Source organism: Stenotrophomonas sp. NPDC047960, from assembly GCF_043204395.1.
GTDB lineage: Bacteria > Pseudomonadota > Gammaproteobacteria > Xanthomonadales > Xanthomonadaceae > Stenotrophomonas.
This window is the reverse complement of the sequence record NZ_JBIDBX010000001.1, coordinates 605,908-627,204: the sequence shown is the minus strand read 5'-3', so window position 1 is coordinate 627,204 and position 21,297 is coordinate 605,908. Positions and strand designations below refer to the sequence as shown.

Sequence of the window (21,297 nt, the reverse complement as noted above, 5' to 3'; positions counted from 1 at the left end):
TCGGTATCGCAGGTCAGCAGGAAGAGGGGGCCCACGGGCACCGCAGGCGGCCCGGGCGCAGGCGCCGGACCGTCCATTGTACGTGACCCGGCCGGAATCGCCCCGGGACGCCCTGCGGCAGGTGCCAACCGCCTGTCGGCCTCCGGTGGGTACCCACCGTTGGTGGGTACGCGTCAAAGGCCCAGAAGCAGCGCCTCGAACGCCTGCGCCGACGCATCCACGTGGTTGTTCAGGCGGTGCCCGTCAGCCACCAGCAGCAGCCGCGCCGCGCGCGCCTGGGCCCAGGCGATCACATCGGCGGCCGGAATCAGCTCGTCGTGCCAGGCGTGGACCACGCTGGTGGGCACGCGGGCGGCGTCCAGGGCCGGCATCGGCCCCATCCGGGTCGGTGGCACCATCAGGAACAGGCCCTTGACAGGCACCTGCAGCGAGGCGATGGCGGAAATGTAGGCGCCCAGCGAGGACCCGGCCAGCACCACCGGGCCACCTGCGGCAGCGGCGCCGGCACGTTCGACCAGGCGCTGCAGGCGGGCACGGACATCGCCCACGCTGCTGACCTCGCGCAGGGCATCCAGGTCGGTGTAGTCCGGGCGTTCGTGGGTCCATCCCAGCCGCTGGGCCACCTCGGCCAGGGCGGTCACCTTGGTGGCGTCCGGGCCGCTTTCGAAGCCGTGGGAAAGAATGCAGTGGCCGCGGCTCATGCAGCCACCGCGTGGAAATCGATATCAGCGCTCATGCCCGAATGCTAGCATCGGCGCATGCCCGACCGCGCCCCGCCCGACATCGTTGAACAGCCGCTGCCCTACCTGGCGCAGCTGGGTGAGCGGGCGGTGGACGACATCGATCTGGTGGTGATCCACTGCACCGAACTGCCCGATCTGGCCACGGCGCGCCGCTATGGCGAACGCGTGCTGTATGAAAGCGGCACCGGCAACAGCGGGCATTACTACATCGACCGCGACGGCAGCATCGTCCAATACGTCCCGATCGAGCGCGTGGCCCATCACGTCAGCGGCTACAACCCGCGTTCGATCGGCATCGAACTGGTCAACACCGGCCGCTACCCGCACTGGCTGGACTCGCGCCACCAGGCGATGGACGAGCCCTACCCGGACCCACAGATCGCTGCCCTGATAGATCTGCTCCAGCACCTGTGCGCTGTCCTGCCCGCCCTGCACCACATCGCCGGGCACGAAGCGCTGGACACCCGCGAAGAGGTGGCCAGCGATGACCCCGACCGCCGTGTGCCACGCAAACGCGACCCGGGCCCGTTGTTTCCATGGCCGCGGGTGCTGGCAGCGATCCGGTTGACTCCCCTGGCCCTTTGATCGCCGTCCGCGCGGGCCGGCCATTGGCCGGCGCCACCGCTCAGCTGCCCGTAGCCACCGGCCGGCTTGAATCGCTGACCCACCCGCTCCACGAATCGGCATAGATCCGCGCACCGTGCAGCCCGGCCACTTCCATGGCCAGCAGCAGATGGCAGGCGGTGACGCCCGATCCACACATCAGCACCACCTGCTGCGGATCATGGGTTCCGATCAGTGGGCGCAGCGCGGCCTGCAGCTCGGCCGCCGGTCGCAGGCGCCCTTCGGCCACGTTCAACCCGAATGGGCGGTTCACCGCCCCCGGCACATGCCCCGCCACCGGGTCCAGCGGCTCCACCTCACCGCGGAAACGTTCGCCGGCGCGCGCATCCAGCAGCCAGCCCGTCGCGTGCTTCAAGCGTGCGGCAACCTCGTCGGACGACGCCACCTGGGTGGTATCGAAGCGACCCGGGTAGGCCGGCAACGGCGCCACCTCCGGTACCTCCGTGGTCAGCGGTAGACCGGCGGCCTGCCACGCCGCAAGGCCACCGTCAAGCACCGCTACCTGTGCATGCCCGATCAACCGCAGCAGCCACCATGCGCGTGCCGCCGCCATGCTGCCGTCGCCGCCGTCGTAGACCACGACCTGGGTATCCGGACCGATGCCCCACCGCCCCAGCGTGGCAGCAAACGCATCGCTGTCCGGCAACGGGTGGCGGCCGTGGCCGACCACGCTCATGTCGGCCAGATCGCGGTTCACGTCCGCCCGCAGCGCGCCCGGCAGGTGCCCTGCGGCGTAGTCGCGCGCACCGGCCTGCGGATCGGACAGCGAAAAGCGCGCATCCAGCAAGCGCGGCGCCGCACTCGCGATGGCGCGGGCATCCAGCAGGCGGGCATCCCCCTGCGCCAGTGCGCTGGACAGCGTCGCCACATCGACAAGCGTGGTCCAGGCATTCGGCTTCGCAGTACTCATTCCAGTTGCTCCAGGCGGCGACGCAGGTTGTAAAGGATGGCGGCGGTGGCGCCCCAGATGCGCTGGCCAGGCCAGCCGTATTCCAGAACGTGGCGGATGCGGCCGCGGTGATCGATCTCGACCTGGCGCAGGTTGGCCGGGTCCATCAGGTAATCGAACGGCACCTCGAATACTTCGGCCACTTCATCCGGCTGCGGCACCGCCACGAAGCCGGGATCGATCACCGCCACCACCGGCATCACCCGGTAGCCGGTGATGGTCACGAACGGATCCAGGTAGCCCAGCGCCTGTACCTGATCGTGCGCAAGCGCGATTTCCTCATTGCTTTCGCGCACGGCGGCGGCCACCGCATCGCGGTCATCGGGCTCCTGGCGGCCGCCGGGAAACCCCACCTGCCCGCCGTGCTGGCGCAGGGTATCCGTGCGCCGGGTCAGCAGTACCTGCGCGCCGCCGGGGCGCGGAATGATCCCGGCCAGCACCGCCGCTTCCACCGGCGGGCCGGGCGGCAGCAGGTCAGCCAATTCGCTGCGGTTCCAGCCCTCGCCCCCTGGGGGTGCATCGAGCGGGTGCAGCGCGCGCAGCAGCCGCTCGTGGCTGGCCAGCGAGCCACCCAGCGACTGCCGCAGCTGTTCGCGCAGCGGCAGCACCTGCCGCATCACATGATGTTGTTCGTGTCGGGTCATCGTTGACCAGCGGGTGATTTCATCCACACTGCGCAGGCAGCCGCCGCACAGCCCGGCGCGATCAAGCGCGCAGGTTCCGATGCAGGGGCTGGGCATGGCATGAGCGGGGTTTTCCGGGAAGTGCACCGGGCAACAGTAGCGCGAATACAGGCAACAAAAAACGCGCCGATGTTGCCATCGACGCGTTCTGTGGTCTGCAGCCGTTCTTATTTGACGCTGACCAGCTTGATTTCAAACTGCACGGCGACGTTCGGCGGGAACGGGGTACGCGGGTCGGCACCGTAAGCCTGTTCCGGCGGCAGGGTGACTTCCCACTTCGAACCGGCCGGCATCTGCAGCAGCACTTCGCGCATGGCCTTCATTTCGACTTCGCTGACCTTGATCGACGGAATCTGCTGTGCCGGGCGCGCCTCGGTCGGGCGCTGGCCGAACGGGTACGGCCCGGCCACTTCCAGCTGCACGGTGCTGGCCTGGGTCGGCTTGGCGCCCTTGCCGGCTTCGACGATGCGGTACTGCACGCCGCTCGGCAGCGCCTGCACGCCGGCCTTGGCCTTGTTGGTGGCCAGGAACTGGGTGCTCTTGGTCTTGTTTTCGGCGGCAGCCTTTTCGTACTCGGCCTTGGCGGCGGCGGCACGACCCTGCTCACGCTTCTGGAAGGCTTCGACGGCCGGCTTCAGCTGCTCGGCGGTGATCGCCGGCTGCTTCTTGGCGTAGGCATCCTGCAGGCCCTTCACCACCGAATTGATGTCCAGCTGTTCGCCGCGACCGGTGAGCTCAGCCAGGTTGTTGCCGTAGTCGTAACCGAAGTAATAGCTCAGCTTGCCCTTTTCGGACGAAGTGTCCTGGGCGAAGGCATTGCCCGTCAGGGCCAGGGCCGCGACGGCGACCGCGATAGAACGCAACTTCATCAAACGTTTCTCCAGGGGTGGTAACTCAGGACGCATTGGGCCGCCCTGAGGCGACGGGTTAGGATAGCCGCCGCAACGTTGAACCGCCACTAACGACGAAGGCTATGACCTGCCTTTGTTTCCAGAGTTCAATATCACTTTTTTTTAACGTTTATCCAGGAGCCCCCGCCGTGGCCGACGCCCCCCTTACCGTTGCCGACGATGGTGCCATCCGCTGGATCACTGTCAACCGTCCCGACAAGCTCAATGCGCTCAATCGAGAGACCCTGGAGGCCCTGGATTCCGCGTTTCTGGCCGCAGCACAGCAGGAATCGGTCCGCGTGGTGGTGCTGACCGGGGCCGGCCCCAAGGCCTTCGTCGCCGGGGCCGACATCGCCGAAATGAACGGCCTGACGCCGGTTCAGGGACGTGACTTCTCGCTGCTGGGCCAGGCCGTGATGCGCCGCATTGAACGCCTGCCCAAGCCGGTGATCGCCCGGATCAACGGTTTTGCGCTGGGCGGCGGGCTGGAACTGGCCATGGCCTGCCACCTGCGGGTCGCCGCCGACACGGCCAGGGTCGGCCAACCCGAGATCAACCTGGGGCTGATTCCCGGCTTCGGCGGCAGCCAGCGCCTGCTGCGCCTGTGCGGTCGAGCCGCTACGCTGGAGCTGTTGCTGCTGGGTGCGCCGATTACCGCTGCACGGGCGCTGCAGTTGGGTATCGTCAATGAAGTGGTCGCCGCCGATGCACTGGATGCACGCGTCGGCGAACTGGCCACCCAGCTCGCACGTTCGGCACCGCTCGCCCTGCGCGGCATTCTCGATGCCGTGCATGTCGGTGGCGAATGCACGCTGGCCGACGGGTTGGAGTACGAGAGCGCGCAGTTCGGCCTGATGTTCGCCACCGAGGACATGCGCGAAGGGACATCTGCATTCCTTGCACGGCGTCCGCCGGTGTTCCAGAACCGCTGAGCGATGATGCACGACGCCACGCCCCTGCCCGCCCGCCTGTTGCTGCGGGTACTGGATGACGACCTGGATGCTGCGCTGGCGGCGGGACTGATGGGCTACGTGCCCGCCCCGGGCGATGACGCGCTGCTGGCTGGCCATCCCGACCTGCCGGCACGCCTGCTGCACGCACAGCAGCAGCTGCAGCGTGCATGGGCCGCACGCGAGCGTTATCGCCAGCGCACGCAGCGGCTGGCACGCCGCGCGGCCGAACGCGATGCACGCCGTGCGCCCGCCGCACCCACTCCCGATCTGAAGCCGGCCCTGCCGCCTGCGGCTGCCGCGATTCTTGCGCGCGCCAAAGCCAGGGCTGCTGGAAAACCTTCCTGATGACCACCGTTGCAAAGGCCGCACCGCGCAGCGCGCGCATGCCCAAGGCCGACGTCGTGGAAATGTTCACGCGCTTGCGCGAACTCAATCCGCATCCAAAGACCGAACTGGAATACAGCTCACCGTTCGAGCTGCTGGTCGCCGTTGCGCTCTCCGCGCAGGCCACCGACGTGGGGGTCAACAAGGCTACGCGCAAACTGTTCCCGGTCGCCAACACGCCGCAGGCGATCCTGGCGCTGGGCGAGGACGGACTGAAGAAGTACATCGCCACGATCGGGCTGTTCAATGCCAAGGCGAAGAATGTCATCGCCACCTGCCGCCTTCTGATCGACCAGCATGGCGGCGAGGTACCCCGCGACCGCGCCGCGCTGGAAGCCCTGCCCGGGGTCGGTCGAAAGACCGCCAACGTGGTGCTCAACACCGCGTTCGGCGAGCCGGTGATGGCGGTGGACACCCACATCTTCCGGGTCGCCAACCGCACCGGCCTGGCGCCCGGCAAGGACGTGCGCGCGGTCGAGGACCTGCTGGTCAAGGTGATCCCGGCCGAATTCCTGCTCGATGCCCACCACTGGCTGATCCTGCACGGCCGCTATGTGTGCCGGGCACGCAAGCCGGACTGCCCGCAGTGCGTGATCCGCGACCTGTGCCGGTTCAAGCAGAAGACCGCCGCCTGACGGTCGGCGACGACTGCCATCTCAACGCAACCGGGCAGTCATCTGTTTCAGGCAGTTTTGGCAACCCCAGCAACAGCTTGCCTTGGGACCGGGGCTGCTTTGTCCGAAACTGTCATATTTACGCAATCTTCACTTATTAGCATGCGCAGCATCTTCCCACCTGCCTGCAAGGCTCCTTTCCATGAAACTGCATCGCCAACTCCTCACTGCGGCCGTGGCTGCTGCGCTGTTCGTGCCGGCCGCTCACGCTGAAGTGGCCATCGACGTGATCGGCGGCTCGGAGATCACCTTCGAAGGCCTGGTCCAGGCCGACGGCAACTGGTTCGACAACGATGTGACCGATCTCAACGGTGGCGACGCCGCCAACGGCAAGGACAGCGAATTCGAACTGCGTCGCGCCGAGCTGGTGCTGAAGGGCAAGGGCCCGGGCAACGTGGAATGGGTGGTCGGCTACGACGCCAAGGCCGACAAGTTCCTGGACACCAACGTCAAGTACAAGCTGGCCGGCAACGCCAACCACTTCGTGCAGCTGGGCCAGTTCAAGCAGCCCAACAGCCTGGAAGAGCTGTCCAGCACCAAGAACAACGACTTCATCTCCAAGGCTGCGGTCACCAACACCTACGCCGTGGCCCGCCGCCTCGGTGGCGCCTACAGCTTCGGCGACAACAACTGGTCGGTCACCGCCAGCGCCTTCGGCCGTGAACTCACCCGCAACCTGGCCCACGGCAGCGGCTACGGCGCGCGGGGTACCTGGGCGCCGATCAACGACAAGGGCCAGGTCCTGCACTTCGGGCTGAGCTATGTCGACTACGATACCGACGCGGACACCCTGCGCGTGCGTGCCCGTCCGAACGCCGACCTGGCCACCGCGCGCCTGGTCGACAGCGGAAACATGACCGACACCGACCGCGTCAAGACGATCGGCGCCGAAGCGATGTACATCGGCGGCCCGTTCAAGGCACAGGCCGAGTACTACACCAGCGAAGCCAAGCGCATGACGCGCGACAACTACACCAGCGACGGCTTCTACGTAAGCGGTCTGTGGAACATCACCGGCGAGACCTGGGGCTACAAGGGCGGCACCCCGACCACCGGCCTGCCGGACGAGCCGGGCCGTGGCATGTGGCAGCTGGGCGCGCGCTATGACTCGATGAACCTGGATGACGGCAACCTGCGCGCCAACCCGGTCGCCGGTCGTCCGCCGATCGTGGACGGCGTGCTCGGCGGCAAGATGGATATCTGGACCGTGGGCGTGAATTACTACTGGCGCTCCAACACCAAGTTCGCACTGAACTACGTGATGGTGGACAGCAAGAAGTACAGCTCGGCCACGCGCACCTTCGTGAACGATGACCCGAACATCCTGGAAGCGCGCCTGCAGTTCTTCTGGTAAGTCCTGCTGCAATTGTGTGATGGAGGGGCGCAGCTTGGGCTGCGCCCTTTTTTTTTCCGATTTCCATGCGTCAGCGGGCGTTGAACCGTTCACTGCAGTCGTCTTGCGACCGACCCTACCCCGCACGCCGGTGTCATGGTTGCGTCATATGACAGTCGCTGCGCTGTCACGGAACCGTTATGGAATAGGCACCGGGCGGGAAACCCCGCACCACCATCCATCCCAGGAGCCACCCCGTGATCCACGCCTTCAAGTCGCGCGCCGCTGTTGCCGTCCTCGCCGCGTCCTCCGTGTTCGCCGCCAATGCCGCCGATGTGACCGGCGCGGGCGCATCGTTCATCTACCCGGTCATGTCCAAGTGGTCGGCCGACTACAGCACCGCGACCGGCAAGAAGGTCAACTACCAGTCGATCGGTTCCGGTGGTGGCATCGCCCAGATCAAGGCGGCCACGGTGGACTTCGGTTCGTCCGATGCCCCGCTGAAGCCGGAAGAGCTGGCTGCGGCCGGCCTGGCCCAGTTTCCGTCGGTGATCGGCGGCGTGGTGCCGGTGATCAACGTGGCCGGCGTCGCCCCGGGCGCACTGAAACTGGATGGCCCGACCCTGGGCAACATCTTCCTCGGCAAGATCAAGACCTGGAACGATCCGGCGATTGCCGCGCTCAACCCGGGCGTGAAGCTGCCTGACGGCAAGATCACCGTCGTGCACCGCTCGGACGGTTCGGGCACCACCTTCAACTTCGTCAACTACCTGTCCAAGGTCAACCCGGAGTGGAAGTCCAAGGTTGGCGAAGGCACCTCGGTCCAGTGGCCGGTCGGCATTGGTGGCAAGGGCAATGAAGGCGTGGCTGCGTACGTGAAGCAGATCAAGGGCGGCATCGGCTACGTCGAACTGTCCTACGCGCTGCAGAACAAGATGTCCTACGCCGCGATGAAGAACGCGTCTGGCAAGGTCGTGCTGCCGAGCGACACGTCCTTCGCCGCCGCCGCCGCCAGCGCCGACTGGGCCAGCGCCAAGGACTTCTACCTGGTCATGACCAACGCCCCGGGCGCCGACGCATGGCCGATCACCGCGACCAACTTCATCCTGGTCCGCAAGCAGCCCAAGAACGTCAACAGCGCCAAGGCCACCCAGGAGTTCTTCCGCTGGATCTACAAGAGCGGCGATGCCCAGGCCAAGCAGCTGGACTACGTGCCGCTGCCGGACACGCTGGTCAAGCAGATCGAGACCTACTGGTCGCAGAACCTGAAGTACTGATCGACCGCCCCACAAGGCAACGGTGTCGCCAGGTCCTCTCTCCCCCTGGCGGCACCACCGGCGCGGATCGCAAGATCCGCGCTTTTTTTTTGCCGCAAGCGTTGAGGGCCCCGCCGGGGGACATTCGCCGGAAAGGGTATGGCGCCCCGGCGCTCGATTCACCGGCAGCCGCTGTAGATCCCCCCGCCAACCCTTGCCCCACGGGCCTCCGGCGTGCCCCCGGTCACGACGTCATCAAGCTGTAACAAAAACATCATTTCATAGCAGCGTCAGCCGGCAAGACCGGCCCCCTATCCCGCTACGGAGTGACGCATGAAACTGCATACGGCCGGCTTCGCCGCCCTTTCCCTGGCCATCGCGCTGGGCCCGTCCGCCTGCAAGCCGGCCGCCGAAGGCCAGGCTACCGCCCCGGCAGAAGGTGCGCCCGCCGCTGCCCCGGCCGCCGGCGACAAGCTGACCGCCGAGATTTCCGGCGCCGGCGCCTCCTTCATCTTCCCGCTGGTGTCCAAGTGGTCGGCCGACTACAACGCCGCCACCGGCGCCAAGGTCAACTACCAGTCGATCGGTTCGGGCGGCGGTATCGCCCAGATCAAGGCCGGCACGGTCGACTTCGGGTCCTCCGACAAGCCGCTGTCCAGCGAAGAGCTGGCCCAGGCCGGCCTGGGCCAGTTCCCGTCCGCCATCGGCGGCGTGGTCCCGGTGGTGAACATCGACGGCCTGGACGCCGGCAAGCTGCGCCTGAGCGGCCCGCTGCTGGCCGATATCTTCCTGGGCAAGGTCAAGACCTGGAACGACCCGGCCATCGTGGCCGCCAATCCGGGCGTGAAGCTGCCCGACGGCAAGATCACCCTGGTCCACCGTTCGGACGGTTCGGGCACCACGTTCAACTTCTCCAACTACCTCTCCAAGGTCAGCCCGGACTGGAAGAGCAAGGTCGGCGAAGGCACCTCGGTGCAGTGGCCGGACGGCGTGGGTGGCAAGGGCAATGAAGGCGTGGCCTCGTACGTGAAGCAGATCAAGGGGTCGATCGGCTACGTCGAGCTGGCCTACGCGCTGCAGAACGGCATGCCGTACGCCTCGATGCAGAACGCGGCAGGCAACTGGGTGCAGCCGACCGCTGAAACCTTCGCTGCCGCTGCGGCGAGCGCCGACTGGGCCAGCGCCAAGGATTTCAACCTGGTCATCACCAACGCCCCGGGCGACCAGGCGTGGCCGATCACCGCCACCAACTTCATGCTGATGCACAAGCAGCCCAAGGATGCCAAGCGCAGCAAGGACACCCTGGCGTTCTTCAAGTGGGCCTTCGAGAACGGCCAGGCCCAGGCCAATGAACTGCACTACGTGCCGCTGCCTGCGGAACTGGTGAAGCAGATCGAAGGCTACTGGACCGCTGAATTCAAGTGATGCAACCAGGCCCGCGCCCTGCGCGGGCCTGCCCCCTACCTAACGGGCCCCAGCCTTACCCATGAATGCCATCGCCCAGCCTGTTCCCGCACCGTCCACCCGCGACCTGCGTGACGCCCGCAATGACAAACTGTTCCGGTGGGTGCTGATCGCCACCGTCGTCCTGGTCCTGGTCGCCCTGGCCTGCGCCGCGCTCTCGATGCTGTGGGGCGGCCGGCATGCCCTGCAGGAGCAGGGCCTGAGCTTCTTCTACTCCTCCGACTGGAATCCGGTGGAGAACAAGTTCGGCGCGCTGGCGCCGATCTACGGCACCCTGGTCACCGCTTTGATCGCGATGCTGATCGCGGTGCCGGTGAGCTTCGGCATCGCCTTCTTCCTTACTGAAGTGGCGCCGCGCTGGATGCGCGGCCCGGTCGGTACCGCCATTGAACTGCTGGCCGGCATTCCCTCGATCATCTACGGCATGTGGGGCCTGTTCGTGCTGGTCCCGGTGATGACCGAGTACGTCACCCCGACCCTCAATGAAACCCTGGGCGAATGGCCGATCATCGGCCCGCTGTTCCAGGGTCCGCCGCTGGGCATCGGCGTGCTCACCGCCGGCTTCGTGCTGGCCATCATGGTGATTCCGTTCATCTCCTCGGTGATGCGCGAAGTGTTCCTGACCGTGCCGACCCGCCTGAAGGAATCGGCCTACGCGCTGGGCTCCACCAAGTGGGAAGTGAGCTGGGACATCGTGCTGCCCTACACCCGCTCGGCAGTGATCGGCGGCATCTTCCTCGGCCTGGGCCGTGCGCTGGGTGAAACCATGGCCGTGGCCTTCGTGATCGGCAACAGCGTGCGCCTGTCGCCGTCGCTGCTGGAACCGGGTACCACCATCGCCGCGCTGATCGCCAACGACTTCGGCGAGGCGACTGAAACCTACCGCTCGGCGCTGCTGCTGCTCGGCTTCGTGCTGTTCATCGTGACCTTCGTGGTGCTGGCAATCGCCCGCCTGATGCTGATGCGCCTGTCCCGCAAGGAGGGCAACTGATGTCCACCGCCATCGCCAACAACCCGCAGCCGCTGTACCTGCGCCGCCGCATCGTCAACATCGTCGCGCTGCTGCTGTCCTGCCTGACCGCGCTGTTCGGCCTGTTCTTCCTGGGCTGGATCCTGTTCACCCTGGCCTCCAAGGGTCTGGCCGGGATCAACCTCGATCTGTTCACCAAGATGACGCCACCGCCCATGCAGGAAGGTGGCTTGGCCAATGCCTTCTACGGCAGCGCGGTCATGTGCGCACTGGCGATCGCCATCGGCACGCCGCTGGGCGTTCTGGCCGGCACCTGGCTGGCCGAGTACGGTAACTTCCGCAAGGCCGGCACGGTGGTGCGCTTTGTCAACGACATCCTGCTGTCGGCACCGTCGATTGTGCTGGGCCTGTTCGTCTACACCCTGTACGTGATGCAGACCGGCGGCCAGTTCTCGGCCTTCGCCGGCGCGCTGTCGCTGTCCTTCATCGTGCTGCCGGTGGTGGTCCGCACCACCGATGAAATGCTGCGCCTGGTGCCCTCGCAGATGCGCGAAGCGGCCCTCTCGCTGGGCATCCCGCAGTGGAAGGTCACGGTGCAGGTCCTGTACCGCAGCGCCGCCGCAGGCATCGTCACCGGCATCCTGCTGGCCCTGGCCCGCATCTCGGGCGAAACCGCGCCCCTGCTGTTCACCGCCTTCGGCAACCAGTACTGGAACAGCAACGTGTTCCAGCCGATGGCGAGCGTGCCGGTGGTGATGAACCAGTTCGCTGGCAGCCCCTACGAATCCTGGCAGACGCTGGCCTGGGCAGGCGCCCTGGTGCTGACCCTGTTCGTGCTGCTGGTAAGCCTTTCGGCGCGCGGCATCCTGCTGCGCAACCGTATCTCCCATGACTGACCTTTCCACGGACACCGCCATGAACGACCTCACCAATGCCGTGCCGATGCAGCGCATCGCGGTGCCGGCCTCGCATGAATCGCTGGGCAACCCGGCGCCGATCAAGCTGGCCGCCCGTGGCCTGGACTTCTACTACGACAAGTTCCACGCACTGAAGAACATCAGCCTGGAAGTACCGGAAAAGCGCGTCACCGCGCTGATCGGCCCCTCCGGCTGCGGCAAGTCCACCCTGCTGCGCATCTTCAACCGCATCTACGCGCTGTACCCGAAGCTGGAAGCGCGCGGCGAAGTGCTGCTCGATGGTGAGAACATCCTCTCGCCCAAGTACCCGATGAACCGCCTGCGCAGCAAGGTCGGCATGGTGTTCCAGAAGCCGGTGCCGTTCCCGATGACCATCTTCGAGAACGTCGCCTACGGCATCCGCCACCACGAGAAGCTGTCCAAGGCGGACATGAACGACCGCGTCGAACATGCGCTGCGCCAGGGTGCGCTGTGGGACGAAGTGAAGGACAAGCTCGGCCAGAGCGCGCTGGGCCTGTCCGGTGGCCAGCAGCAGCGCCTGTGCATCGCCCGCGCCGTGGCACTGCGCCCGGACGTGCTGCTGCTCGACGAGCCGACCTCGGCGCTGGACCCGATCTCCACCAGCCGCATCGAACAGCTGGTGGAAGAGCTCAAGCACGACTACACCATCGTGATCGTGACCCACAACATGCAGCAGGCCGCGCGCGTGTCCGACTACACCGCCTTCATGTACCTGGGCGACCTGATCGAACACGACCGCACCGAAGTGATCTTCTCGCAGCCGAACAAGCAGCAGACCGAGGACTACATCACCGGGCGGTTTGGGTAAGGCAGCCCGCTTGCGCGGCACTGCCGCGCGGCCTGCCGCACGCCCGGCCACAGATGGCCGAACCGGACTGTCCGAAGCCGCCTCGGTTCCGCCATGGACGGCAACGACGATGCCACCAACCAGACAATCGAGTACATCACAATGAACATTCCGAACGACCACATCGTCAAGAGCTACGACGAAGAACAGCAGCGGCTGGTGGCCGAAATCGTGCGCATGGGCGAAATGTCCGTGGCGCAGCTGGAAGCGGCGCTGGACGTGATCGAACGCCGCGACGACAACGCCGCGCAGCGCATCATCGCCAATGACGAAGCCATCGACAGCCTCGAACAGCAGATCAGCCATGACGTGATGCGCCTGGCGCTGCGCGGCCCGATGGCGCGCGACCTGCGTGAGATTCTGGCCGGCCTGCGCATCCCGGCCGACATTGAACGCATTGGCGACTATGCCGCGAACGTGGCCAAGCGCTCGATCGCACTTAGCAAGGTGCCGCCGCTGCCGCAGATCCAGGGCCTGCGTGCGCTGGGCCGGCTGGCCGCGCAGCAGGTGCGCCGTGCCATCGAGGCCTACCGTGACAACGACGCGGCGGCCGCGCTGGCGCTGCGCGAGGACGATGCCCGGCTGGACGCGCAGTACACCGCGCTGTTCCGCGAGCTGCTGACCTACATGATGGAAGACCCGCGCAACATCACTCCCTGCACCCACCTGCTGTTCATGGCCAAGAACCTGGAGCGCGTGGGCGACCACGCCACCAACATCGCCGAGAACGTGTGGTTCCTGGTGCACGGCGAGCAGGCGCTGCCGCCGCGCGAGAAGCGCGACGAGACCAGCACCGAACGCCTGTAGGCACGCGCCAGCGCTGTTACACGCCGTTACAGGCCGATACTGCGTATCGGCCTTTTTTAATTGCCTATTCAGCAAAAAAATCCGACTCTGGACCTGCGTTCCACCCCACCGTTCCAGAGGGCTCACACCATGAAACGTTTCCTCGCCGCTACGCTGTCGCTGACCCTGCTTGCCGCGACCGGTTCCGCCTTCGCCGCCCCGCCCCACCATGACGACCGCGACAAGCGCGACCGCCATGACCAGCGCGACGAGCGCAACCATGGCCCGTCGCGGGGACACGACCGCCACGATCCGCCCCGCCGTGGCGGCCACCTGGCCAGGGATCAACGTGGCGCCTACGTCAGCGACTACAAGCGCCACGGCCTGCATGCGCCGAAGCGCGGCCAGCAGTGGCGCAAGGTGGACGACCGCTACGTGTTGATCGCGGTCGCCACTGGCCTGATCGCCGACGTGGTGCTCAACGGCCGTTGACTCGGTGGCGACAGGCCAGGCCAAGCGACGCGCCGGGACCTCCCGGCGCGTCTCCGTCTGCGGTCCGGGTCATCGCCGTCCCCGATCGTCGCGAACATCCGGTGATGTCGCGAACGCACCATGGGTTCTGAATCGCCCCTGTCTCGGACCGGCGCCCCGCGCATCCTTGCGGCCCCGGACGCGCTCTCATCCTGTGCCACGTTGAACAGGATCCGCCGACCGCATGCACCGCCTCTGCCCGCACGAACTTGCCGCCGCCCATCGCGGCGACCGCGCCGCGCTGGATCGCGTCCTGCGCCACTCGCGCCAGCACCTGCGCCGCTATGCCGAGTACCACTGCGTCATCAACGATGTCGAGGATGCGGTGCAGGAAAGCCTGATCACCGTTTCACGACGACTGTGCGACCTGCGCCTGGTGGAGTGCTTCACCTCGTGGGCCTTCCGCATCGTCAAGCGCGAATGCAACCGGCTCAAGCGCGCGCGCTGCCAGTGGCGGCACGAAGAGCTGCGCGAGGAGATCCTGCCGCCGGCCCAGCGCGACAACCTGGACCTGCGCCGCGATTGCGCCGCTGCACTGGAATCACTGCCCGCCCACTACCGCGAAGTGATCCTGCTGCGTGACCTGGAAGGCCTGTCGATCGCCGAACTGGCCGCACAGCTGTCCACCACCCCCGAAACCATCAAGGCCCGGCTGCACCGCGCCCGCGTCATGGCGCGCGAATACCTGGCCTGATGTTCCCCGCATGCCGGCAATCCGGCATGCTTCCCCTGCAACACCCCTGCCCACGAACGGGCATTTCAAGGAGCTTTGCGCATGACCCTCTCCACCAAACACGCTTCCCTGCTGGCCTGTGCCGCGCTTGCCGGCGGGCTCGGCCTGGCTGGCACCGCCTCGGCACTGTCGATGACGGACCTGGCCCAGGGCTACGCGCTGGCTGCCCAGGCCGCACCCAAGGCCGGTGCCAAGGCAGCGGAAGGCAAATGCGGTGAAGGCAAGTGCGGCGCCGACAAGGCCGCCGGGCACGCTGCCGACAAGAAGCCCGCCGAGGGCAAGTGTGGCGAAGGCAAGTGCGGCGCCGACAAGACCAAGCCCAAGCCCGCGCCTGCCGCCGGGAAGGCCGCCGAAGGCAAGTGCGGCGAAGGCAAGTGCGGTGCCGGGCACTGATCCGCGCACCCGGGTGAGTCCTGCACGCCCACTGCCGTTGCCTGCAACGGCAGTGGGACTGGGGCTGCGCCGCGCCCTGCTCGATGACCTGGAACAGGCACCGCCGGGTGATTTCGATTTCCTCGAGTGCGCGCCGGAGAACTGGATCGGCCTGGGCGGCGTGATGGGCGAGCGCCTGCGCGGGCTCAGCGCACGCCATCCCCTGACCTGCCATGGGCTGTCGCTGTCGCTGGGCGGCAGCGCGCCGCTGGACGTGGCGTTCATCGACCAGGTCGGGCGCTTCCTGGACGCACACGATGTGCGCCTCTACAGCGAACACCTGAGCTACTGCAGCGACGATGGCCATCTGTACGACCTGCTGCCGCTGCCGTTCACCGACGAGGCCATACGCCACACTGCGGCCCGCATCGCCCGGGTGCAGGACCGGCTGGGCCGGCGCATCGCGGTGGAGAATGTGTCCACCTACCTCACCCCGCATGCGGCGATGAGCGAACTGGCGTTCACCACGGCGGTGCTGCAGGAAGCAGACTGCGACCTGCTGCTGGACATCAACAATGTCTACGTCAATGCCATCAACCATCGCTTCGACCCGGTCGCATACCTCGACGGGCTGCCTGCCGAACGCATCGTCTGCCTGCATGTGGCCGGGCACTACGATGAGGCCGATGACCTGAAGATCGACACCCATGGCAGCGCCGTGGTGGAGCCGGTGTGGGCGCTTTTGGAACATGCCTGTACCCGGTTCGGGCCGCGCCCTGCCCTGCTCGAACGCGATTTCAACCTGCCGCCGTATGCCGAACTGCAGGCGGAGCTGCGGCAGATGCGCCGTATCCTGGATGCGGCGGCATGAGCGACCCGTTGCGTGACCAGCAGTTCGCCCTGACCCGCCATCTGCGCGACCCGGCACATGAACCGTCGCCTCCCGGCCTGGAGCCGCGGCGGCTGCAGATCTACCGCGACCTGCTGTTCAACAACCTGCAGGCGCTGTTGGGCAGCAGTTTCCCGGTCCTGCTGCAGGTGCTGGACGGCGCGGAATGGCAGGCGCTGTGCCGGCGCTACTTCATCGAGCACCGCTGCCTCTCGCCGTTGTTCACCGAGGTCGCTGCCGAGTTCGTGCAGTGGCTGCAGCGGCAGGACACGCTGCCGCGTCCGTTCCTCGCCGAGCTGGCCCATTACGAATGGGTGGAACTGGCGCTGCAATCGCGGGATGCGCTGCCGCTCGAACCGCCGCGCGTGGAGACCGATGTCTGGCACGGCCTGCTGCAGCGTTCCCCGTTGGCATGGCCCTTGGCGTACCAGTGGCCGGTGCAACAGATCGGGATAGCCTTCCAGCCGGTGGCGCCCCCGCCCGAACCGACCTTCCTGCTGGCACGCCGGCTGGCCGATGGCCGCATCGTGTTTTCGCAGCTCAGCCCGTTGGCGTGGCAGCTGCTGATCCAGATGGAGGCCGCCGGGCACCGCAGCGGCGCCGCGCACCTTGCGCAGCTGGCGGACGCGAATGGACTGGAGCCGTCCGGACTGGAACCGGCCGGGCGTGCGCTGCTGGCGCAGTTGCTAGCGACCGGCGTGATCGGTCCTGCCCAGTCCCCGACCCGCGGCTGAACCGCGCCGCCGGCGCCCGCATCGTTGATCGCGTGCCGGCCCTCTTCAAGGGACCTCCACTGACCGGGCTGTCCCCATGCATTTCCCCCGCTGCCTTGCCTCCAGCCTGCGCCCCCGCCTCGATGGACTCGGCGCCTGGCTTGCGCCACTGGGACTGCGCGTGCTGCTGGCCTGGGAGTATCTGGAATCCGGGCTGGAGAAGTGGCGCGGGGTGAACTGGTTCGACGCCGTCCAGTCGCACTTTCCGCTGCCGCTGCGCTGGTTGCCGGCGGAGTTCAATTGGCAGGCGGCGACCTGGATCGAACTCATCGGCGGCATCTGCCTGTTGCTGGGCGTGGCCACCCGGGCCACCGCCGCGCTGCTGATCGGGCTGACAGTAGTGGCAACCGCCGCCGTCCATTGGCCTTCGCAGTGGGACTCGCTCGCCATGCTGGCGCAGGGCTATGCGATCAGCGACCAGGGCCAGGGCAACTTCAAGCTGCCGCTGTTGTTCATCGCCATGCTGCTCCCGCTGCTGCTGCAGGGCGCCGGGCGGCTGAGCGTGGATGGCTGGGTGTTGCGGGAAACGCGCGGCCGCGCCGACGCGCTGGCCTGGGGCGGATTTGCGCTGGCCGCCGCCTGGCCACTGGGGTGGTTGCTGCCGGGTCCGGCACTGGCGTTGGCCACAGTGGGCACCGCCTTGCTTGGTGTGGCGGCCTGGCACGGCCGCCATGGGACGGTCAGGCCGCTCTGCTAAACTCGCTGCATGACTCAAGACCCCACCCTGACCGCCGGCGCGCCGGTGGCCGCCGAAGACATGCCCTCTGCCGCACAGCGCATGATGGCGACCCGCTTCCGTGGCTTCCTGCCGGTGGTGGTGGACGTGGAAACCGGCGGCTTCGACAGCCAGCGCCACGCGCTGCTGGAGATCGCCGCGGTGCCGATCGAGATGGACGACAACGGTCTGCTCTACCCGGGCCAGACCGCCAGCGCCCACGTGGTCCCGGCCGAAGGGCTGGAGATCGACCCGAAGTCGCTGGAGATTACCGGCATCATCCTCGATCACCCGTTCCGCCTGGCAAAGGCGGAGAAGGATGCACTGGACCACATCTTCGCGCCGGTGCGCGCGGCGGTGAAGAAGTACGGCTGCCAGCGCGCGATCCTGGTCGGGCACAATGCGCACTTCGACCTGGGCTTCATCAATGCGGCGGTGAACCGGGTGGGGCACAAGCGGAATCCGTTCCACCCCTTCAGCGTGTTCGACACGGTGACCATGGCCGGCATCGCCTATGGCCAGACCGTGCTGGCGCGCGCGGCGACGGCTGCCGGCCTGGGGTGGGATGCGGAGGAAGCGCACAGCGCGGTCTACGACACCGAGCAGACGGCCAAGCTGTTCTGCAGGATCGCCAACGCCTGGCCGCGCCCCTGATCAACCTATCGCGGTACGGTCGCGGCCTTCGCTCTTGGCGCGGTACAGGGCGCGGTCGGCGCGCTGGTAAAGCAGCATCGGGGTGCGATCACCTGCCTCCAGCTCCACCAGTCCGGCGCTGAAGGTCACCTGCAGGCCCGGCACGCCGGCCCAGTCCGGATGGTCGTGGAACAGCCCGCGCAGGCGCGCGCAGACCTGTGCCGCTTCGGCCAGGCGGGTGTCGTTGAGCAGCAGCGTGAATTCCTCGCCGCCGGTGCGCGCGGGCATGTCCGAATCGCGGCAGGCCGAGGCGATCACCCGCGCCACTTCCCTGAGCACCACATCGCCCACGCTGTGGCTGTGCTGGTCGTTCACTTCCTTGAAGTGGTCGATGTCCAGCACCACGAGGCACAGCGGGTGGCCGCTGCGCTGCGAACGCGCAAAGTCGCGTGCCAATGCTTCGTCGAACGCGCGCCGGTTGGGCAGGCCGGTCAGCGCATCCTCGCGCGCCTGCCGCTCGAACTGCTCGGCCTGTACGGCCAGGCGCGCGGCCAGCTGGGTCTTCTCTTCATTCAACGCCTGCAGGCTGGCCGTCTGCGCCTTGAGGTCGCGGGTAGCGGCATCGACCTTGCGTGCCAGGCGCACGTTGCTGGCCTTGTAACGCTTGATCAGGTAGCGGTACAGCGCCACCAGGCCGGCCAGCAGCAGCAGGCCGCAGATGAACTGCACGCTGCGCCGCTGCCACAGGAACGGTTCGACCGTGAACGACCACACCGCCTCGCTGTCGCCCCAGCTGCCGCCCGGGTGGGCTGCGGACACGTGCAGGGTGTAATCGCCCGGCGGCAGTCCGATGAATTCCACGTTGCGCTGCTGGCCGCGCTCGATCCACCCGCTGTCCAGGCCTTCGAGCCGGGTGCGATAGCGGATGCGTTCGGACATCAGGTAGCTCAGGCCCACGTAGCTGATGCTCAGCCGGCGCCCACCGGGCAGTGTGTTGTGGTTGGCGCCCTGCCAGTGCAACGGTACGCCATCGACCAACACCGTCTCGATCGCCGCCGGCGGCGCCAGGCGTTCGCGAAAGCGCTGCAGGCGCAGCGGATCCACCGTGCTCAGCCCGCCTGCGGTCACCACCCAGAACGTGCCGTCCTGGCGCAGGATCGCCGAGGGACCGGAACTGCCATTGGCCTGCGAATTGGCCATGCCGTCAATTTCATTGTAGTGCTCCACCTCGATCCGGCGCGTGCGCCCGTCTGCCACGTCGTTGAGCATGGCCATGTCAGTGCGCAGCACGCCGCGGTTGCTGCTGATCCAGACATTGCCAACCCGGTCCGGGACCAGCTGGAACACGGTATCGACGGGCATGCCCTGCTCCAGCCCGACCCGTGACAGCGTGCCGTCCTGGTAACGGTACAGGCCGCGGTCGCTGCTGATCCACATCGCATCGTCGATCTGCTGGAAACCGAACACACTGCGGCCGCCGCCCAACGGAGCCAGGTCGATGCGCTGCACATGGTCGCCGCGCATCACGCTGATGCCTTCGATGGTGCCTATCCACAGGTCGCCCTCGGCGTCGTGGGCGAGCGCGGTGATCAGGCCGGTCGGCATGCCCGGCATGGCCGGCACGGTCACTCCAGTGGCGTCCAACCGCGCCACGCCCTTCTGGGTACCGGCCCATACCGCACCCTCGCGGTCCACGCTCATCGCGCGGATGTTCCCGCCCGGCAGGCCGTCATCGGCACCGTAGCTGCGCAGCATGCGACCCTGCCCGTCCAGGCGCAGGATGCCGTCCCCGAACGTACCCACCCACAACCCACCCTCATGGTCCTGGGCCAGGCTGAGCACCGACGGCGTCTTGCCACCGCGGTTGCGCAGCGGCACCGGGTGGAACACACCCTGTGCATCGCGCCGGTCGAGGCCACTGGCGCTGCCCACCCACAACTGTCGGTCGCGGTCTTCCAGCACGGTGCGCACGTAATCGCCGCTGAGCCCGTCACGCTCGGTGAAACTGCTGAACAGCGTTTCGCGCAGTCGGTACAGGCCACCGTTGGCACCGACCCAGATGCTGCCTTCTGCGTCTTCGCGCAGGCTCACCACCCGGCCCCCGGGCAACGAGAGCCCGGCAGGCAGGCGCTCCAATCCGTGCCGTGACAAACGCAGCAGGCCCTGGTTCTCGGTCCCCAGCCACAGGTCCCCGTGGCGGTCCTGCAGCATCGAGGTGATGTGCATACCCGGGGCCAGTCGGTGCTGCAATTGCGGCATGCCATCCACCATCCGGTAGATGCGCTCGCCCGCCACGATCCACAGCACGCCGTCGGGCGCGCGGTATGGCCAGACCAGGCCATGGCCCAGCCCGTAGCTTTCAGGCGCGCGGCGCAGCACGCCATCGGTGCCGCGCACCACCAGGCCGTCCAGGGTGCCGACCCAGACCCGGTCCTGGGCATCCACCACCAGCTTGGTGAAGCTCATCGCCATCGGCACGTCGATGGGCGGCTTCTGGTATTCGAAACGACCCTCGCGGGTCACGCTGCCAATGCCGTTGCCTTCGTACAGCAGCCAGAGCCGGCCGTGGCTGTCCATCTGCATCGCCTGGATCAACACCTGCGGTGCAGGCGGCTGGTGCGCGAACACCTGCCAGCGGCCGTCGGCGCTGCGCCGGGTCACATTGCCGCGTGAGTCGCTGATCCAAAGCCCACCATCGCGGTCGACGAACAGTGCGCCCACCCCGTTGTCGCGCAGGCCCGGGCGGGTGCTGCGGTCGAAGACGGTGAAGTCCAGCCCGTTGTAGCGCACCAGCCCCTCCCAGGTGGCGAACCACAGATGGCCCTCCGGGGTCTGCGCGATGTCGCGGAGCGAGTTGTGCGGCAGGCCGTTACGCGACGTCCACACATCGATGGCATAGTCGCGCAGCGGCGGCGGGCCGTTATGTGCAGCCAGCGTTACCGGGCTCCCGAACAGCAGGCACAGCAACACGAGCGCCAGATACAGGCGCCGTACATTCACTGCTGCTTGTACCGGCCGCCACCGGTTCCCGCCTCCCCCTTGGCTCATCCGTCAGGATCCGCCGGGGACGCTGGAATGGCGCGGCGCGGACAGCGCGGCACCAGGGTGGAAACCAGCCAGATCGGGCGCACTCATGCGGCGAATACGGGCGGGGGTT

At 67.2% G+C, this 21,297-nt stretch carries 23 protein-coding genes; 18 read left to right on the top strand and 5 right to left on the bottom strand.

Annotation, left to right across the window (positions count from 1 at the left end):
• Nucleotides 1-173 precede the first annotated feature (173 nt).
• On the bottom strand, nucleotides 174-701 hold the full coding sequence (locus tag ACGFZ3_RS03000) for a hypothetical protein (protein WP_392916184.1): 528 nt from the start codon (nucleotides 699-701) through the stop codon (nucleotides 174-176).
• Between the two features lie 57 nt (nucleotides 702-758).
• On the opposite strand from ACGFZ3_RS03000, the gene ACGFZ3_RS02995 reads away from it, so the two are divergent.
• On the top strand, nucleotides 759-1,328 hold the full coding sequence (locus ACGFZ3_RS02995; RefSeq protein ID WP_392916181.1) for an N-acetylmuramoyl-L-alanine amidase: 570 nt from the start codon (nucleotides 759-761) through the stop codon (nucleotides 1,326-1,328).
• Between the two features lie 40 nt (nucleotides 1,329-1,368).
• On the opposite strand, the gene ACGFZ3_RS02990 is transcribed toward ACGFZ3_RS02995, so the two are convergent.
• The 3 genes from ACGFZ3_RS02990 to ACGFZ3_RS02980 all read right to left on the bottom strand — a co-directional run bounded on the left by ACGFZ3_RS02990 (nucleotide 1,369) and on the right by ACGFZ3_RS02980 (nucleotide 3,868).
• Nucleotides 1,369-2,277 carry a sulfurtransferase gene (locus ACGFZ3_RS02990; protein ID WP_392916178.1) on the bottom strand — a complete coding sequence of 303 codons (909 nt, stop codon included), beginning with the start codon at nucleotides 2,275-2,277 and terminating at the stop codon, nucleotides 1,369-1,371.
• Nucleotides 2,274-3,056 carry a CoA pyrophosphatase gene (locus tag ACGFZ3_RS02985; protein WP_392916176.1) on the bottom strand — a complete coding sequence of 261 codons (783 nt, stop codon included), beginning with the start codon at nucleotides 3,054-3,056 and terminating at the stop codon, nucleotides 2,274-2,276. The genes ACGFZ3_RS02990 and ACGFZ3_RS02985 overlap by 4 nt, the downstream gene beginning before the upstream one ends.
• 110 nt (nucleotides 3,057-3,166) lie before the next feature.
• Complete coding sequence (locus ACGFZ3_RS02980) at nucleotides 3,167-3,868, bottom strand: FKBP-type peptidyl-prolyl cis-trans isomerase N-terminal domain-containing protein (RefSeq protein ID WP_392916173.1); 702 nt, start codon at nucleotides 3,866-3,868, stop codon at nucleotides 3,167-3,169.
• Between the two features lie 170 nt (nucleotides 3,869-4,038).
• On the opposite strand from ACGFZ3_RS02980, the gene ACGFZ3_RS02975 reads away from it, so the two are divergent.
• The 17 genes from ACGFZ3_RS02975 (at nucleotide 4,039) to rnt (ending at nucleotide 18,161) form a co-directional block, all read left to right on the top strand.
• Nucleotides 4,039-4,821: an enoyl-CoA hydratase/isomerase family protein gene (locus ACGFZ3_RS02975; protein WP_392916170.1), complete on the top strand. Its 783-nt coding sequence runs from the start codon at nucleotides 4,039-4,041 to the stop codon at nucleotides 4,819-4,821.
• A gap of 3 nt (nucleotides 4,822-4,824) precedes the next feature.
• Complete coding sequence (locus ACGFZ3_RS02970) at nucleotides 4,825-5,187, top strand: hypothetical protein (protein WP_392916167.1); 363 nt, start codon at nucleotides 4,825-4,827, stop codon at nucleotides 5,185-5,187.
• Nucleotides 5,187-5,861, top strand: a complete 675-nt coding sequence (gene nth, locus ACGFZ3_RS02965; RefSeq protein WP_392916164.1) for an endonuclease III — start codon at nucleotides 5,187-5,189, stop codon at nucleotides 5,859-5,861. The genes ACGFZ3_RS02970 and nth overlap by 1 nt, the downstream gene beginning before the upstream one ends.
• Before the next feature lie 181 nt (nucleotides 5,862-6,042).
• Nucleotides 6,043-7,254, top strand: a complete 1,212-nt coding sequence (locus tag ACGFZ3_RS02960) for an OprO/OprP family phosphate-selective porin (RefSeq protein WP_392916162.1) — start codon at nucleotides 6,043-6,045, stop codon at nucleotides 7,252-7,254.
• A 236-nt stretch (nucleotides 7,255-7,490) separates the two neighbouring features.
• A complete protein-coding gene (gene pstS / locus ACGFZ3_RS02955; RefSeq protein WP_392916159.1) occupies nucleotides 7,491-8,510 on the top strand; it encodes a phosphate ABC transporter substrate-binding protein PstS in 1,020 nt (339 codons plus the stop codon).
• A gap of 312 nt (nucleotides 8,511-8,822) precedes the next feature.
• Complete coding sequence (gene pstS / locus ACGFZ3_RS02950; protein WP_392916156.1) at nucleotides 8,823-9,914, top strand: phosphate ABC transporter substrate-binding protein PstS; 1,092 nt, start codon at nucleotides 8,823-8,825, stop codon at nucleotides 9,912-9,914.
• A gap of 61 nt (nucleotides 9,915-9,975) precedes the next feature.
• Nucleotides 9,976-10,944, top strand: coding sequence for a phosphate ABC transporter permease subunit PstC (gene pstC, locus ACGFZ3_RS02945; RefSeq protein ID WP_068850586.1), 969 nt, complete (start codon nucleotides 9,976-9,978; stop codon nucleotides 10,942-10,944).
• The gene (gene pstA, locus ACGFZ3_RS02940) at nucleotides 10,944-11,819 is read left to right on the top strand and encodes a phosphate ABC transporter permease PstA (protein ID WP_392916152.1); all 876 of its coding nucleotides are present in this window, start codon (nucleotides 10,944-10,946) and stop codon (nucleotides 11,817-11,819) included. The genes pstC and pstA overlap by 1 nt, the downstream gene beginning before the upstream one ends.
• A 19-nt stretch (nucleotides 11,820-11,838) precedes the next feature.
• On the top strand, nucleotides 11,839-12,669 hold the full coding sequence (gene pstB / locus ACGFZ3_RS02935; RefSeq protein WP_068854606.1) for a phosphate ABC transporter ATP-binding protein PstB: 831 nt from the start codon (nucleotides 11,839-11,841) through the stop codon (nucleotides 12,667-12,669).
• 141 nt (nucleotides 12,670-12,810) lie between these two features.
• Nucleotides 12,811-13,515, top strand: a complete 705-nt coding sequence (gene phoU / locus ACGFZ3_RS02930; RefSeq protein WP_392917565.1) for a phosphate signaling complex protein PhoU — start codon at nucleotides 12,811-12,813, stop codon at nucleotides 13,513-13,515.
• A 129-nt stretch (nucleotides 13,516-13,644) separates the two neighbouring features.
• On the top strand, nucleotides 13,645-13,986 hold the full coding sequence (locus ACGFZ3_RS02925) for an RcnB family protein (RefSeq protein ID WP_392916149.1): 342 nt from the start codon (nucleotides 13,645-13,647) through the stop codon (nucleotides 13,984-13,986).
• 223 nt (nucleotides 13,987-14,209) lie between these two features.
• Nucleotides 14,210-14,719 (top strand): RNA polymerase sigma factor, encoded by a 510-nt coding sequence (locus ACGFZ3_RS02920; protein WP_392916146.1) that lies wholly within the window; start codon nucleotides 14,210-14,212, stop codon nucleotides 14,717-14,719.
• Nucleotides 14,720-14,800: 81 nt separating this feature from the next.
• Nucleotides 14,801-15,151: a hypothetical protein gene (locus ACGFZ3_RS02915; RefSeq protein WP_392916143.1), complete on the top strand. Its 351-nt coding sequence runs from the start codon at nucleotides 14,801-14,803 to the stop codon at nucleotides 15,149-15,151.
• On the top strand, nucleotides 15,138-16,001 hold the full coding sequence (locus tag ACGFZ3_RS02910) for a DUF692 domain-containing protein (RefSeq protein ID WP_392916141.1): 864 nt from the start codon (nucleotides 15,138-15,140) through the stop codon (nucleotides 15,999-16,001). Before ACGFZ3_RS02915 ends, ACGFZ3_RS02910 begins: the two co-directional genes overlap by 14 nt.
• On the top strand, nucleotides 15,998-16,753 hold the full coding sequence (locus ACGFZ3_RS02905) for a DUF2063 domain-containing protein (protein WP_392916138.1): 756 nt from the start codon (nucleotides 15,998-16,000) through the stop codon (nucleotides 16,751-16,753). Before ACGFZ3_RS02910 ends, ACGFZ3_RS02905 begins: the two co-directional genes overlap by 4 nt.
• A gap of 76 nt (nucleotides 16,754-16,829) precedes the next feature.
• Entirely contained in the window at nucleotides 16,830-17,489 is a 660-nt protein-coding gene (locus tag ACGFZ3_RS02900) for a DoxX family protein (protein WP_392916135.1), read from the top strand.
• Between the two features lie 84 nt (nucleotides 17,490-17,573).
• Complete coding sequence (gene rnt / locus ACGFZ3_RS02895; RefSeq protein ID WP_392917562.1) at nucleotides 17,574-18,161, top strand: ribonuclease T; 588 nt, start codon at nucleotides 17,574-17,576, stop codon at nucleotides 18,159-18,161.
• On the opposite strand, the gene ACGFZ3_RS02890 is transcribed toward rnt, so the two are convergent.
• Entirely contained in the window at nucleotides 18,162-21,188 is a 3,027-nt protein-coding gene (locus ACGFZ3_RS02890) for a two-component regulator propeller domain-containing protein (protein ID WP_392916133.1), read from the bottom strand.
• Nucleotides 21,189-21,297: the final 109 nt, after the last annotated feature.

What these genes read in the sequence shown, in the direction of transcription:
- ACGFZ3_RS03000 (WP_392916184.1), bottom strand. Translation starts at nt 701, where the DNA reads ATGAGCCGCGGCCACTGCATTCTTTCCCACGGCTTCGAAAGCGGCCCG.
- ACGFZ3_RS02995 (WP_392916181.1), top strand. Translation starts at nt 759, where the DNA reads ATGCCCGACCGCGCCCCGCCCGACATCGTTGAACAGCCGCTGCCCTAC.
- ACGFZ3_RS02990 (WP_392916178.1), bottom strand. Translation starts at nt 2,277, where the DNA reads ATGAGTACTGCGAAGCCGAATGCCTGGACCACGCTTGTCGATGTGGCG.
- ACGFZ3_RS02985 (WP_392916176.1), bottom strand. Translation starts at nt 3,056, where the DNA reads ATGCCCAGCCCCTGCATCGGAACCTGCGCGCTTGATCGCGCCGGGCTG.
- ACGFZ3_RS02980 (WP_392916173.1), bottom strand. Translation starts at nt 3,868, where the DNA reads ATGAAGTTGCGTTCTATCGCGGTCGCCGTCGCGGCCCTGGCCCTGACG.
- ACGFZ3_RS02970 (WP_392916167.1), top strand. Translation starts at nt 4,825, where the DNA reads ATGATGCACGACGCCACGCCCCTGCCCGCCCGCCTGTTGCTGCGGGTA.
- nth (WP_392916164.1), top strand. Translation starts at nt 5,187, where the DNA reads ATGACCACCGTTGCAAAGGCCGCACCGCGCAGCGCGCGCATGCCCAAG.
- ACGFZ3_RS02960 (WP_392916162.1), top strand. Translation starts at nt 6,043, where the DNA reads ATGAAACTGCATCGCCAACTCCTCACTGCGGCCGTGGCTGCTGCGCTG.
- pstS (WP_392916156.1), top strand. Translation starts at nt 8,823, where the DNA reads ATGAAACTGCATACGGCCGGCTTCGCCGCCCTTTCCCTGGCCATCGCG.
- pstC (WP_068850586.1), top strand. Translation starts at nt 9,976, where the DNA reads ATGAATGCCATCGCCCAGCCTGTTCCCGCACCGTCCACCCGCGACCTG.
- pstA (WP_392916152.1), top strand. Translation starts at nt 10,944, where the DNA reads ATGTCCACCGCCATCGCCAACAACCCGCAGCCGCTGTACCTGCGCCGC.
- pstB (WP_068854606.1), top strand. Translation starts at nt 11,839, where the DNA reads ATGAACGACCTCACCAATGCCGTGCCGATGCAGCGCATCGCGGTGCCG.
- phoU (WP_392917565.1), top strand. Translation starts at nt 12,811, where the DNA reads ATGAACATTCCGAACGACCACATCGTCAAGAGCTACGACGAAGAACAG.
- ACGFZ3_RS02925 (WP_392916149.1), top strand. Translation starts at nt 13,645, where the DNA reads ATGAAACGTTTCCTCGCCGCTACGCTGTCGCTGACCCTGCTTGCCGCG.
- ACGFZ3_RS02920 (WP_392916146.1), top strand. Translation starts at nt 14,210, where the DNA reads ATGCACCGCCTCTGCCCGCACGAACTTGCCGCCGCCCATCGCGGCGAC.
- ACGFZ3_RS02915 (WP_392916143.1), top strand. Translation starts at nt 14,801, where the DNA reads ATGACCCTCTCCACCAAACACGCTTCCCTGCTGGCCTGTGCCGCGCTT.
- ACGFZ3_RS02905 (WP_392916138.1), top strand. Translation starts at nt 15,998, where the DNA reads ATGAGCGACCCGTTGCGTGACCAGCAGTTCGCCCTGACCCGCCATCTG.
- ACGFZ3_RS02900 (WP_392916135.1), top strand. Translation starts at nt 16,830, where the DNA reads ATGCATTTCCCCCGCTGCCTTGCCTCCAGCCTGCGCCCCCGCCTCGAT.
- rnt (WP_392917562.1), top strand. Translation starts at nt 17,574, where the DNA reads ATGGCGACCCGCTTCCGTGGCTTCCTGCCGGTGGTGGTGGACGTGGAA.
- ACGFZ3_RS02890 (WP_392916133.1), bottom strand. Translation starts at nt 21,188, where the DNA reads ATGAGCCAAGGGGGAGGCGGGAACCGGTGGCGGCCGGTACAAGCAGCA.